This is a genomic window from Micromonospora sp. WMMD708, from assembly GCF_049315245.1.
GTDB classification, from domain to species: Bacteria; Actinomycetota; Actinomycetes; order Mycobacteriales; family Micromonosporaceae; genus Micromonospora; species Micromonospora wenchangensis.
Genome location: NZ_CP186060.1, coordinates 2,181,643 through 2,193,964 on the forward strand (window position 1 = coordinate 2,181,643; position 12,322 = coordinate 2,193,964).

At 73.2% G+C, this 12,322-nt stretch carries 12 protein-coding genes; 6 read left to right on the forward strand and 6 right to left on the reverse strand.

The features are described 5' to 3' along the window. Position 1 precedes the first annotated feature (1 nt). The 5 genes from ACN260_RS09865 to ACN260_RS09885 all read left to right on the forward strand — a co-directional run bounded on the left by ACN260_RS09865 (position 2) and on the right by ACN260_RS09885 (position 4,983). The gene (locus tag ACN260_RS09865; protein WP_422755658.1) at positions 2-985 is read left to right on the forward strand and encodes an ABC transporter permease; all 984 of its coding nucleotides are present in this window, start codon (positions 2-4) and stop codon (positions 983-985) included. Positions 986-996: 11 nt separating this feature from the next. Beyond that, on the forward strand, positions 997-2,181 hold the full coding sequence (locus ACN260_RS09870; protein WP_422755659.1) for a substrate-binding domain-containing protein: 1,185 nt from the start codon (positions 997-999) through the stop codon (positions 2,179-2,181). Between the two features lie 5 nt (positions 2,182-2,186). Beyond that, positions 2,187-3,056 (forward strand): sugar phosphate isomerase/epimerase family protein, encoded by an 870-nt coding sequence (locus ACN260_RS09875; protein ID WP_422755660.1) that lies wholly within the window; start codon positions 2,187-2,189, stop codon positions 3,054-3,056. Positions 3,057-3,227: 171 nt separating this feature from the next. Then, on the forward strand, positions 3,228-4,304 hold the full coding sequence (locus ACN260_RS09880; RefSeq protein ID WP_422755661.1) for a cellulose binding domain-containing protein: 1,077 nt from the start codon (positions 3,228-3,230) through the stop codon (positions 4,302-4,304). A gap of 241 nt (positions 4,305-4,545) precedes the next feature. Next, positions 4,546-4,983 (forward strand): cold-shock protein, encoded by a 438-nt coding sequence (locus ACN260_RS09885; RefSeq protein ID WP_422755662.1) that lies wholly within the window; start codon positions 4,546-4,548, stop codon positions 4,981-4,983. 44 nt (positions 4,984-5,027) lie between these two features. On the opposite strand, the gene ACN260_RS09890 is transcribed toward ACN260_RS09885, so the two are convergent. From ACN260_RS09890 to ACN260_RS09915, 6 genes are read right to left on the reverse strand one after another with little or no spacing between them, the layout of a single operon-like run. Further along, positions 5,028-6,608: a hypothetical protein gene (locus ACN260_RS09890; protein ID WP_422755663.1), complete on the reverse strand. Its 1,581-nt coding sequence runs from the start codon at positions 6,606-6,608 to the stop codon at positions 5,028-5,030. After that, positions 6,608-6,931 (reverse strand): YciI family protein, encoded by a 324-nt coding sequence (locus ACN260_RS09895; RefSeq protein WP_422755664.1) that lies wholly within the window; start codon positions 6,929-6,931, stop codon positions 6,608-6,610. Before ACN260_RS09895 ends, ACN260_RS09890 begins: the two co-directional genes overlap by 1 nt. Further along, positions 6,928-8,250 (reverse strand): hypothetical protein, encoded by a 1,323-nt coding sequence (locus ACN260_RS09900; protein ID WP_422755665.1) that lies wholly within the window; start codon positions 8,248-8,250, stop codon positions 6,928-6,930. The genes ACN260_RS09895 and ACN260_RS09900 overlap by 4 nt, the downstream gene beginning before the upstream one ends. A 43-nt stretch (positions 8,251-8,293) precedes the next feature. Further along, entirely contained in the window at positions 8,294-9,145 is an 852-nt protein-coding gene (locus ACN260_RS09905) for an SDR family NAD(P)-dependent oxidoreductase (protein WP_422755666.1), read from the reverse strand. Continuing rightward, complete coding sequence (locus ACN260_RS09910) at positions 9,142-10,122, reverse strand: alpha-ketoacid dehydrogenase subunit beta (RefSeq protein ID WP_422755667.1); 981 nt, start codon at positions 10,120-10,122, stop codon at positions 9,142-9,144. Before ACN260_RS09910 ends, ACN260_RS09905 begins: the two co-directional genes overlap by 4 nt. Next, entirely contained in the window at positions 10,115-11,050 is a 936-nt protein-coding gene (locus ACN260_RS09915; RefSeq protein WP_422755668.1) for a thiamine pyrophosphate-dependent dehydrogenase E1 component subunit alpha, read from the reverse strand. Before ACN260_RS09915 ends, ACN260_RS09910 begins: the two co-directional genes overlap by 8 nt. 131 nt (positions 11,051-11,181) lie before the next feature. Between ACN260_RS09915 and ACN260_RS09920 the strand changes: the two genes are divergently transcribed. Continuing rightward, the gene (locus ACN260_RS09920; protein ID WP_422755669.1) at positions 11,182-12,312 is read left to right on the forward strand and encodes a mandelate racemase/muconate lactonizing enzyme family protein; all 1,131 of its coding nucleotides are present in this window, start codon (positions 11,182-11,184) and stop codon (positions 12,310-12,312) included. Positions 12,313-12,322: the final 10 nt, after the last annotated feature.

Here is a 12,322-nt window from a genome sequence, read left to right on the forward strand (position 1 = left end):
CATGCCGACCGTCGCGCGTCGTGCGCTGTCCCCGATCCGCGTCCGGGTGCGCCCCGGCGGGGTGCTGCCGATCCTGGCCCTCCTCGCGGTGCTGCTGGTACTCGTCGGCATCCGGCAGCCCGACTTCCTCGACCCGCCGTCGCTGATGTCCTTCCTCGGCCGGTCGGCACCGGTCATCCTGCTCGCGGCCGGCCAGTACTTCGTGATCGTCTCCGGCGAGTTCGACCTGTCGGTGGGCTCGCTGGTCACCGCGCAGGTGGTGGTGGCGGCCCGGCTGATCGACAGCGACCCGGCCCGCACCTGGCCGGTGGTGCTGCTCCTGCTCGTCTCCGGCGCGCTGGTCGGGCTGGTCAACGGGCTGGTCACGACGCGGCTGCGGGTGCCGTCGTTCATCACCACCCTGGGCATGTTCCTGATCCTGGTCGGCGCGGTCTACCTGTGGTCCGACGGCGCGCCGAAGGGCGGGCTCTCCGAGGAGTTCCGCCGGTTCGGCCGGCGGGCGGTCGAGGACGTGCCGCTGCTCGGCCGGGTGCCGTACGCGCTGCTGGTGCTGGTGGTCGTCGCGGCGCTCGCGGTGCTGCTGATGCGCTCGGACTTCGGCCGGACCCTGGTCGCCGTCGGCGACAACGCGCGCACCGCGCAGCTGAGCGGGGTACGCGTCTGGCGTACCCGCACGGTCGCCTTCGTCCTCAGCGGGCTCGCGGCGGCCGTGGCGGCGATCCTGCTCGGCGGCTACAGCGGGGTGTCCTTCCAGGCCGGGGCGGGCCTGGAGTTCGGGGCGATCACCGCGGTGGTGCTCGGTGGCGTGGCGCTGGGCGGGGGGCGCGGCTCGGTCGTCGGCGCGATGCTCGGCGCGCTCAGCCTCGAACTGCTCTTCGCGCTGATGAACTTCTACGGCGTCCCCGGCGCCCTCAGGTCCACCGTCCAGGGCGCGATCATCCTGCTCGCCGTGGCGGTCTCGGCTACCCGTTCGTCGTCTCGATAAGGGGAAACATAGTGCGACGTTGCCTGGCGGCGCTGGCCGCCGTCACCCTGCTCTCGCTGACCGCCTGCGCCACCGACGAACCGGGCGGAGGGCCGGGTGGCGGTTCCACCTCGGCCGCCGGCTCGGGCACCGGGGAGCAGTCGAAGTTCTTCGTGCAGGCCGACTACGACGCCGAGTTGGCGCTGCTCGGCGCGACCCCGACCGGCCCGGCGGACAAGCCGTGGGAACAGATGCTCAACCCGACCATGGTGGACACCACGAAGTTCAGGAAGGCCGGGCCGCACAAGCTGTGCTTCTCCAACGCGGCGTTGAACAACCCGTGGCGGCAGGTCGGGTTCAAGACCATGCAGGCCGAGGTCGAGGCGCAGGGCAGCCGGATCAGCGAGTTCGTGCACGTCGACGCCGAGGGCAAGGACCAGAAGCAGATCGCCGACATCAACGACCTGCTCGGCAAGGGCTGTGACGCGCTGATCGTCTCGCCGAACACCACCGCCACGCTCACCCCGGCGGTCGAGGCGGCCTGCAAGGCGGGGCTGCCGGTGGTCGTCTTCGACCGTGGGGTCAGCACGAAGTGCCCGGTGACGTTCGTCAACCCGATCGGCGGCTACGGCTTCGGCCACGTCGGGGCCGAGTTCGTCAGCCAGAAGATGAAGCCGGGCGGCAAGGTCCTCGCCCTGCGCATCCTGCCCGGCGTCGACGTGCTGGAGACCCGCTGGTCGGCGGCGAAGGTGGCGTTCGACAAGGCGAAGGTCGACGTGGTGGGGGTCGAGTTCACCGACGGCGACCCGGCCAAGACCAAGAAGATCGTCGACGACTACCTCCAGCGGTACGGCACCATCGACGGCGTGTGGATGGACGCGGGCGCGGTCGCCGTCGCGGCGGTCGAGGCGTTCCAGGACGCGGGCAAGCCGGTGCCGCCGATCAACGGCGAGGACCAGCTCGACTTCCTGAAGGTGTGGAAGGACAAGGGCCTGACCGCGATCGCGCCGACGTACCCGACGTACCAGTGGCGTACGCCGGTCATCGCCGCGCTGCGCATCCTCGACGGTCAGCAGGTGGCCAACCCGTGGAAGCTGCCCCAGCCGACCATCACCCAGGACAACCTGGACCGGTACCTCGATCCGGGCATGCCGCCGCTGCACTACGCGATGTGCGGCTGCACCGACCTGCCCGGTTACCCGCAGCGCTGGAAGTAGGCCCGGTGTACGCCTTCGGGGTGAACCCCTGGGTGTGGGCGTCGCCCGTCGACGACGGGGCCCTCGCCACGCTGGTGCCGCGGATCGCGTCGTTCGGCTTCGAGGCGGTGGAACTGCCGATCGAGCAGCCGGGCGACTGGGACCCGGCCCGGACCCGGGACCTGCTGGCCGCGCACGGTCTGGTCGCGGCGGCGGTCTGCGCGGTCACGCCGCCAGGTCGGGAGCTGGTCGACGCCGCCCCGGCGGTGGTGGAGTCGACGGTCGACTACCTGCGGGGGTGCGTGGCGGCTGCGGCGGCGGTCGGCGCGCCCTGTGTGGGCGGCCCGGTGTACGCCTCGGTCGGGCGTACCTGGCGGATGTCACCGGCGGCGCGGGCGGCCTGCCACGCGGATTTCCGGCGGGCGCTGGCGCCGGTGGCCGAGCAGGCCGGTGAGGTCGGCGTGAGCATCGGGGTGGAGGCACTGAACCGGTACGAGACGAGCGTGGTCAACACCGTCGCGCAGACGATCGAGCTGATCGACGGGTTGCCGTCGAGCGTCGGCATCATGATCGACACGTACCACATGAACATCGAGGAGTCCGATCCGTACGCGGCGCTGGCCGCCGCCGGCCCGTACGTCAAGCACGTCCAGGTCAGCGGGACCCACCGGGGCGCACCGGGGTCGGACCACTTCGACTGGCCACGGTTCTTCGCGGTGCTGGGGGAGACCGGGTACCGGGGTGCGGTCTGCATCGAGTCGTTCACGGCGGAGAACGACACCATCGCCACGGCCGCGGCGATCTGGCGTCCGCTGGCCCCCTCGCAGGACCGGCTCGCCACCGACGGCCTGCGGCACCTGCGGGCGGTCACGGCGGGCGTCCCCGCCGGGGGATAGGACCTTCAGGGCGGCCCGTCGGGACGTCCCGTCGGGGTGGCCGGACGAAGGTCCGGCCACCCCGACGTCCTGCCGGCGGCAGGACTCTCTGCCTTGTCTTGACAAGGCGAGCGGAACCGCAGGACAGTCGTCGTACCTATTGATAATCAACGATTCGTGGCGGGGTGTGACATGCGAAAGTCGCTGACGGCCGTGATCGCCGTCGTTGTCGGCATGGTCGGCGTGCTGGCAGCGGTCCTGCACGCCGGTACGGCCAGCGCCGCCGCCGGGTGCCGGGTGGACTACGTCGTCACCAGCCAGTGGAACGGTGGCTTCCAGGCCGACATCGCGGTCACCAACCTCGGCGCGCCGGTCAACGGCTGGACGCTGCGGTTCGCGTTCCCCGCCGTCGACCAGCAGATCGCCCAGAGCTGGAGCGCCACCTGGGCCCAGACCGGCCAGCAGGTCAGCGCGACCAACCTCAGCTGGAACGCGACCCTGGGCACCAACAGCTCGGCGAACATCGGTTTCGTCGGTTCCTGGTTCCTCAGCAACCCCAAGCCGGCGGCGTTCACCCTCAACGGGATCGCCTGCACGGGCGGGGTCGTGCCCACCGTGACGCCGACCCGCACGACGCCACCGCCGGTCGCCGACTACCCGGCGATCGTCACCTGGATCAGCCCGGCCGCCGGGGCGGTCCACACCGCGCCGGGTCCCATTGCGCTGGCGGCGACCGCCACGGTCGGCGGCGGCCACTACATCACCTCGGTGTCGTTCCGGGTTGACGGCGTCACGGTGGCCCAGGGGACGAGGTCCGGCGGCGACCGGTTCGACGCGTCGTGGACCCCGCCGGTCGGGGCCCCCGGCACCAGCACCACCTACGTGCTGAACGTCTCCGCCGGCACCGACCAGTCGCTGTCCGGCGGTGCCCCACCCCGCCTGATCACCGTGGTCACGCCCCCGACCAGCGGTGCCAACCAGCCCCCGGCCGTGGCGCTGAGCACCCCCGGCGGGCAGACCTACTTCCTCGAACCGACCACCGTCACGCTGGTCGCCGACGTCACCGACGCCGACGCCGGGGACACCGTCGACCGGGTGGAGCTGTACCTCGGCGGGACCCGGGTGGCCGCGACGCCGACCCGCACCGGACAGCGCTTCCAGTTCCAGCTCGACCTGGCGGCGGCCACGTCGTCGACCTTCACCGTCCGGGCGTACGACGCCCACGGGGGCGTGGGCATCTCGAACCCGCTGACCTTCACCATCCGCTAGTCCGGCACCGTCCGCCAGTCCGGCGGCGGCTTTCCCGGCCCGACCCACCCGCACACTGATGTCCTAGGATGCTTTAGAGGCCGTGCCCCGCGTCACCGGCGCGGGGCACGACCACGACCACGCGGCCACGCGCGAGTAGGGGTTCCGGATCGGTCCCCGCCCACTACCATGGGTGCTGCGCCGGAGACGGCGCGACGACGTCTTGTTCTGGTGGCTCGTGTTTCGTGGGGTGGTGGTCGCGGTGGCGGTCGGTACGATTCTCAGCTTCGACGACGTGAAGGGTTACGGCTTCATCAGCCCGGAGGGCGGTGGTGAGGACGTCTTCGTGCACGCGAACGACTTCGGCGACCAGCGGCCGTCGGTCGCACCCGGAATGCGGGTGGAGTTCGAGTCGGTGGAGGGCAACCGCGGGATCAAGGCGCTCTACGCGCGCCTGCTCAACCCCGGTGCCCCGGGCGCACCCCGTGCGGCGGCGTCCGCCGCGCCGACCGTGACCCGGCTGCCGGTGACCGACCGGGGCGACGACGAGGAGTGCGACGTCCTGACCGCGTTCACCTTCCGGTCCAACATCACCGACCTGCTGGTGGAGCAGGTGCCGACGCTCACCGGCGCCCAGATCAGCCAGATCCGGCAGCACCTCACGCAGTTCGCCCGCTCCCACGGGTGGATCGAGGACTGACCCTCGTCCGGTGCGGGCCCACCGGCAGTGGGCCCGCACCGGCGTCAGCCGGCGGCGTAGGCGTACCGCGAGATCCGCTCGGCGAGCCAGAGCCACCGACGCCGCACCTCGCCGCTGGTGGCCGCGACCATGCCGAGCGCGTCGGCGGACACGGCGGCCAGCGCCGCACCGGTCGCGCCCGGATCGTCGAGCAGCGCCGCGCCGTCGCGGAACGCCTCCGCCTCGGCCGCGCCGCCGAACCGGGGCGCGACCTCGTCACGCCAGAAGTCGGCCCAGGCCAGTTCCGGGTCCCAGGAGAACCGGGCGTACGCCAGGTAGCTGATCTCGTTGGTCGGGTGGTAGGCGGACGGCTCGGCGAAGATGGTCAGTCCGCGCATCCCGGCCGCCCCGGACCGGGCGGCCATGTCGGCGTACATCTCGGGGACCCAGGAGTGGCGCTGTCGGTTCCACTGAGAACCGGCGTGGGTGCGCAGCACGTTCGTGGTGTGCGGGAGCCGATCGACGTGCGCGGCGGTCAGCCGGTCCCGCTGGTCGTACCAGAAGGCCCGGTTCACGCAGTACTGGTAGGCGACGTCGTCGGGCAGGTCGGCCAGCGGCTTCTGGGCGTCGAGGTCGAAGATGTTGTCCCAGTACACCTCGACGAGGTGGCGCAGCGGCACCCCGGCCGGTCCGGGCCGCCGGGCCGTCGCAAGCAGCGTCGGGTACACCGACCGCATCGCCTCGTACGACCAGGAGGTGCGCTCGCCCCCGGTGCGGGTGGCGCACCGGGCGCAGGCGCAACTGCCGTAGTCGCCGGTCTCGAAGTTGATCCCGCCCACCGGCAGGGTGTCGAGCAGCCAGTCGATGGCGTCGCGGTGCCAGGCCAGGTTGTCCGGCTGGGACGGGCAGGCCGCCATCATGTACTCGCTGGCCGGGAAGTGCAGGTCACCGAACTCGTCGATGTCGAAGCCGACCTTCTTCGGCAACTCGGCGGCGAGGTCGGGGCGCTGTCGCAGCCAGGTGGCCAGGTTGTAGCGGTGCCGGCCGTCGAAGTAGATGCCGCCGTAGGCGTTGATGCCCACCCCGGCGATGATCCGCACACCCCGGGCGTTGGCGTACCCGCACAGGTCGCGGGCCGCGGCGACGCCGCCGTGGGCGTCGCGCAGCAGCCCGTACACGACGATGCCGCCGATGCGTTCCCGGGAGCAGAAGTCGACCAGGCGGCGGTAGTCGGCGCCGAACGCGTCGGCGGACTTCGCGTACGGGTTGAGCGCGCCGATCTCCTGCTGGCCGAGCTGGCGGGTGTCCCAGTTGGTGGAGTGGTCCCAGGTCCACAGGGTGCGCAGCGGCAGCCCGGGGGCGCTCACCGTGCTGCCCACCGGCAGCCCGGCGGGGGTGGCGGCGGCGACCAGGGCGCGGGCGGCGTACACCAGGCCGGCGAACGGGTCGCCGACCAGCCGGATCTCACCCTGTTCCGGCACGTCGACGCGGTGGCCGCCCTCGGGCAGCGCCGGGTCGGCGACGAACCGGACCGGCACGGCGTCGGCACCGCCCTCACCCCACGCCGCGCGGAGCAGGTCGGCGGCGAACGGGGCGTGCTCGGCCCCGAGCACCCGCACCCCGGAAAGCTTTCGGAACGACGACATCATGACCTCCCGATGGTCGGTGCGGTGGCGGCCAGGTAGTCGACCACGTCGATCGCGGTCCACACCCCGTGCCGCCAGTAGGGGTCCTGTTCGAGAAGGGCGCGGGCGGCGGGCGCGTCGGTGGCCCGCAGCACCAGCACCGAGGCGCGCAGGTCGGCGCGGGCCCCGACGACGAGGGCGGTGCCGTGGGCGAGCAGGTCGCGCATGTGCGCCAGGTGCGCGGCCCGGTGCGGTTCCCGCCGGAGCGCGGCGTCGGCGGCGAAGGTGGCGGTGACCAGGTAGGTCGGTACGAAGCGCAGCTGTCCGGTGGCGGGGTGGCTCACGTGTCGGCTCCGATCGCGCCGAGCAGTCGCTGCATGGCGACCCGGTAGACGGTCTGCGGGCGGCCCGCGCCGGTGCTGACGTGCACCCCGACCTCCTCGGCGAAGCCGGCCGCCCGCAGCGCGTTGAGCAGCCGGCGGGCCGAGCGGGCCTCCACCCCGTACGCGTCGGCGAGGCCCCGGGCGGTGATCTGGTCGGGGTCCATCTGGTGCAGCGCCTCCAGCAGCCGTCGGGTGGACAGTGGGCCGATCCGGAGCTGCTCGGAGACGCGCAGCATGCCGGGGCCGGTTTCGCGTAGCCGGGGACGCACGGCGGTCTGCCGGCTGGAGTGGACCTCCCCGTCGGGGAAGACCACGTGGGTGTCGCCGCTGTGCCGGCCCAGCGCCAGGGCCTTGCGGGCGTTGTCCTCGGCGGCGGCGATGGTGGTGCCGGCGCCGAAGCCGACGGCGTGCTCGACGTCGATGCCGCGCAGGGTGAGCAGCGAGGCGTGCCCGTCGCGGTGCCGGGCCAGGGCGCTCTCCACGGTTCCCCGGGTGGTGGTGATGATCATCGTCCGGTCGTCGACGGTGGCGAGTCGGCCGCGCATCCGTTCGGCGTGCTCCAGCAGCGCCTCGCGGACCCGTAGCCGCTGCCGCTCGGCCTGGTACGGGTCCTGTGCCCGCTGGGTGGGGGCGCCCAGGTCGACCATCATCACCGCGATCTGGGTGGCCCGGGACTGGCGTACCTCGGCGGCGAGCCAGGCCCGGCGCAGCGCGTCACGGACCGACGCCCGGGTGTGCTCGACGCGCCACACCGGCACCCCGCTGTCGGCGAGGTCCCGGTGCACCGCGCCGAGGCAGGTCAGGCACGCCTCGACCGCGCCGGAGGCGTACCGTTCCCGGTGGTAGGCGGTGATCTCGTCGAGGCCGGAGAAGAGCAGCCCGGACGAGTCGGCGATGGGCAGGATCTCGGTGGGCGGCTCGACCTCGATGTCGTGGTACGTCTCCCGGACGGTCTCCGCCTCGATGGTGTCGACGCTGACCCGGGGCAGCCGCCCGCCGGTGGCCAGCAGCATCCGCGACAGCGTGCGGTAGAGGTCGATGCCGGCGTGCCGGACGTAGTCGATCTCGGCGCGCAGTTCGCCGGTGGCCGTGGCGAAGGCGTACGGGATGCGCCCGGTGAACAGCAGCACCTGGCACATCTCGTCCAGCTCGCGGGCCAGGTCGGGGGCCTGCTCCGGCCGGGTGTACGCGCGGGTGGTGATCGACTCCGCGCGGCCCTCCCCGGCCGCGACCTCCCGGACGAGCCGGATCGAGTCCTCCGGGCCGATGATGCCGATCACAATGCCTCCACGTGGTGTGCCGCTGCCCTGGTGGGTGGGGTGCTCAGCCGGTACAGACCGTGCCGGTGAGGCCGGCGCTCGCCGGCGACGCCAGCAGGACCAGCGCCGAGGCGACGTCCTCCGGGCGACCCAGCGCGGCCTCGACGGCGGCGATCCGTCCGCCGTCGGCGCCGTTGGCCCGTGCCTCGGACAGCGACCGCCGCATCAGTGGCGTGTCGATGTCGCCGGGGCAGAGCGTGTGCACCCGGATCCCCTGTGGACCGAGTTGGCGGGCCAGTGTGAGCGCCAGACCGTGCAACCCTCCCTTGCTCGCGCCGTAGGGTACCGAGCCGGAGCCGTTCTGCACGCCCGCCTTGGAGCCGACCAGCACGAGCACCCCGCCGTGGGGGAGCAGGTGCCGGGTGGCGTGCTTGGCGACGAGGAACGGTCCGGTGAGGTTGACGGCGATGACCTGGGCCCAGAGCGCGACCGGCACGTCCCGGACGTCGAGGCCCTGCCCGCGCATCACCCCGGCGACGTGCAGCACGGCGTCGATCCCGCCGAGGTCGGCGGCGGCGGCGTCGAGCGCCTCGGCGACCTCGGTCTCGACGGTGACGTCCACCCGGTGCGCGCAGGCCCGGCCGCCGGTGGCGCGGACCTGCGTGGCGGCGGTGTCCGCGCCGTCGGCGTCGGCGTCGAGGACGGCGACGGCCGCGCCGGCCGCCGCGGCGGCGGCGACGGTGGCCCGGCCGATGCCGGACGCGCCGCCGACGACCACCACCCGCCGGCCGGCGAGCAGGCCGGCGTGTGCGGTGCCGGGGGTGCCGACGCCGGCCGGCGGGGTGCCGCCGTGCGGGTGCGCGGCGGCCGGCCGTTCGTCGCGTGGGCCGGCGGCGGGCGGGACCGTGTCGTTCACGCCCGGACCGTCCGGCGGACGGCGTCGGCGACGGTCGCCGCCTCGGGCACCACGACCGCCTGGAGGGCGGGTGCGGCGGGCATCGGCACGTCCGGGGCGGCGACCCGGGCGATCGGGGCGCGCAGGTCGGTGAAGCACTCGGTGGCGGCGCGGGCGGCGATCTCCGCGCCGAAGCCGCCGGTCAGGTTCGCCTCGTGGGCGACGACCAGCCGGCCGGTGCGGGCCACCGACGCGGCGACGGTGTCGAAGTCGAGCGGGTTGAGCCAGCGCAGGTCGACCACCTCGACGTCGATGCCCTCCTCGGCCAGGGTGCCGGCGGCGTCGAGGGCGGCGGAGACCATCCGGGACCAGGCCACGACGGTGACGTCGGTGCCGGGGCGGACCACCCGGGCCCCGCCGACGGGCTCGACCGGGGCGTCGGTGCGCACCTGACCCCGGGTCGGGTAGAGCATCCGGGCCTCGGCGACCACCACCGGGTCGTCGCTGACCACGGCCGTGCGCAGCATCTGGTACGCGTCGTCCGGGGTGGCCGGCAGGGCGACCCGCAGGCCGGGGGTGTGCGCGAAGTACGCCTCCGGCGAGTGCGAGTGCTGGGCGCACGCGCCGGGGGAGTAGCCCTGCTGCATCCGGATCACCAGCGGGGCCTTCCACCGGCCGGCGCTGGAGTAGTGGATGGTGGCGATCTGGTTGACGATCTGGTCCATCGCGACGAACGAGAAGTCGGCGTACATGATCTCGGCGATGGGGCGCAGGCCGGTCATGGCCGCGCCGAGGGCCATGCCGAGGAAGCCGGTCTCGGAGATCGGGGTGTCGAAGATCCGGTCGGAGCCGAACCGCTTGTGCAGTCCCTTGGTCGCGCCGAACGGCCCGCCGGGCAGCGCGACGTCCTCGCCGAAGTAGATGGTGTCGGTCCGGCTGTCCAGGGCCCAGGTGAGGGCGGCGTTGACGGCCTGGATGTAGCGCAGCGACTCAGACATAGACGTGCTCCTCGGCGGTCGCCGGGTCCGGGTGGGGGACGGCGCGGGCGGCGGTGACGGCGGTTTCGATCTCGGCGGCCACCTCGGCGTCGATGGCGTCGAGCCGGGCGGTCAGGTCGGCGTCGGCGGCCTGGCGGATTCGCGCCAGGGGTTCGCGTTGCCGGGCGGCGGCGATCTCGCCGGCGGGACGGTAGTGCTGTGCGTCGCCGCTGTAGTGACCGACGAGGCGTTCGGTCATCGCCTCCACGATGGACGGGCCGGAGCCTTCCCGGGCCCGGTCGACGGCCTCGGTGACCGCCTCGGCGACGGCGTCGGGGTCGTTGCCGTCGACCACCCGCGCGGGCAGGCCGTAGCCGGCGGCCCGTTCGGCGAGCTGCTTCACGCGCACCATGTCGGAGATCCGGGACATCTCGGAGTAGACGTTGTTCTCCACCACCAGCACCAGCGGCAGGTCGAGCACGGCGGCGAGGTTGAGCGCCTCGTGCACGTTGCCCTGGTTCATCGCGCCGTCGCCGATGCTGACCACGCTGACCGCTCCGCTGCCGGTGCGCTGGGCGGTGAGCGCCGCGCCGGTGGCGATCGGCACCCCGGCGCCGACGATGGAGTTCTCGCCGACGAACCAGCGTCCCGGGTCGGACAGGTACGGCGAGGCCGCCCGTCCGCCGCACAGCGCGGAGTCGCGTCCCATCATCTCGGCGAACAGGCCGGTCAGGTCGACGCCGCGGGCGATCGCCCAGCCGTGGCCGCGGTAGGTGGCGGTGACGTGGTCGCCGTCGCGCAGCGCCCGGCACGCGCCGACCGGGATGGCCTCCTGCCCGTTGCACAGGTGGATCGAGCCCGGGATCTCGCCGGCGTCCTTGAGGGCGGTCAGCCGCTCCTCGAACCGGCGGATCCGGGCCATCAGCCGATAGTCGTCGAGCTGCCCCATCACACCCCCAGAGATAATTGAGCCCTATTCCGGCTCGTTGGTTGAGGAGCCTAGACCAGCAGTCCAGGGCTATGGAAGAGTGCACAAGCAAGTTTGTGGCCGTTATTGGTCTCTAATTGGGGGGAGTCGGCATGGAGATCGTCGAGGTGGAGTCGGCCGTACGCGGGGACGCGCACTTCGTCCAGGTACGCACGTCCGACGGGCGGACCGGGGTGGGCCAGTCCGCGTGCTGGGGATACCCCGACGCGGTGCACGCCGTGGTGCAGACGTTCCGGCCGTACCTGCTCGGGGCCGACCCGGACCGCATCGAGCACCACTGGCACCACCTCTACCGGATGGGCCCGTTCCGGGGCTCGGTGCTCACCGCCGCCGTCTCCGCCGTCGACCTGGCGCTGTGGGACCTGCTGGGCAAGCGGCTCGGGGTGCCGGTGTGGCAGCTGCTCGGCGGCCGGGTCCGCGACCGCATCCGGCTGCACCTGCTGCTGCCCGGCACCGGCGCGCAGGCGCTCGCCGAACAGGCCGCCGCCGCGGTCGCCGACGGCTTCACCGCCGTGAAGTTCGACCCGCTGCCGGCCGCCTACGGCGACCTGTCCCAGGCCCGGCTGGTGGCCGAGACCGAGGCCACCACCGCCGCCGTCCGCGACACCGTCGGCCCGGACGTCGACCTGCTCATCGAGCTGCACCGCAAGCTCACCCCGTTGCAGGCGCAGGCGGTGGTGCCGGCGCTGGCCCGGCACCTGCCGCTGCTGGTCGAGGACCCGGTCCAGATCGACAGCGTGAGCAGCCAGGCCGAGGTGGGCCGGCGGGCACCGCAGGTGCCGATGGCCAACGGGGAGCGGCTGCACACCATCTGGGAGTTCAAGGAGCTGCTGGCCCAGGCCGGCGCGCAGTACGTCCGGCCCGACGTCGGGCTGGCCGGTGGGCTCAGCCACGCCCGCAAGATCGCCGCGCTGGCCGAGGCGCACCACGCGGCCGTGGTCACCCACAACTGCCTGGGACCGCTGCTCACCATGGCTTCGGTGCAGCTCGACACGGCCATCCCGAACTTCGTCACCCAGGAGTACTCGCCGCTGGACGACCAGCTCGCCGACGGCCCGGCGCGGGCCTGCGTCCGCCGCGAGGGCGGGTTCCTGCCGGTGCCACAGGAGCCCGGCCTGGGCGTCACCCTCGACCTGACCGACACCCGGACGCTGGACCTGACCGGCCGGCCGCTGACCCGCATCCCGCTGCGCGCCGACGGTTCGGTCGCGTACGCGGTCTGACGGCGGGCAC

Bases quoted from the DNA above. Each gene is read 5' to 3' on its own strand.
- ACN260_RS09910 (WP_422755667.1), bottom strand. From the start codon at position 10,122: ATGTCTGAGTCGCTGCGCTACATCCAGGCCGTCAACGCCGCCCTCACC.
- ACN260_RS09880 (WP_422755661.1), top strand. From the start codon at position 3,228: ATGCGAAAGTCGCTGACGGCCGTGATCGCCGTCGTTGTCGGCATGGTC.
- ACN260_RS09915 (WP_422755668.1), bottom strand. From the start codon at position 11,050: ATGGGGCAGCTCGACGACTATCGGCTGATGGCCCGGATCCGCCGGTTC.
- ACN260_RS09920 (WP_422755669.1), top strand. From the start codon at position 11,182: ATGGAGATCGTCGAGGTGGAGTCGGCCGTACGCGGGGACGCGCACTTC.
- ACN260_RS09865 (WP_422755658.1), top strand. From the start codon at position 2: ATGCCGACCGTCGCGCGTCGTGCGCTGTCCCCGATCCGCGTCCGGGTG.
- ACN260_RS09890 (WP_422755663.1), bottom strand. From the start codon at position 6,608: ATGTCGTCGTTCCGAAAGCTTTCCGGGGTGCGGGTGCTCGGGGCCGAG.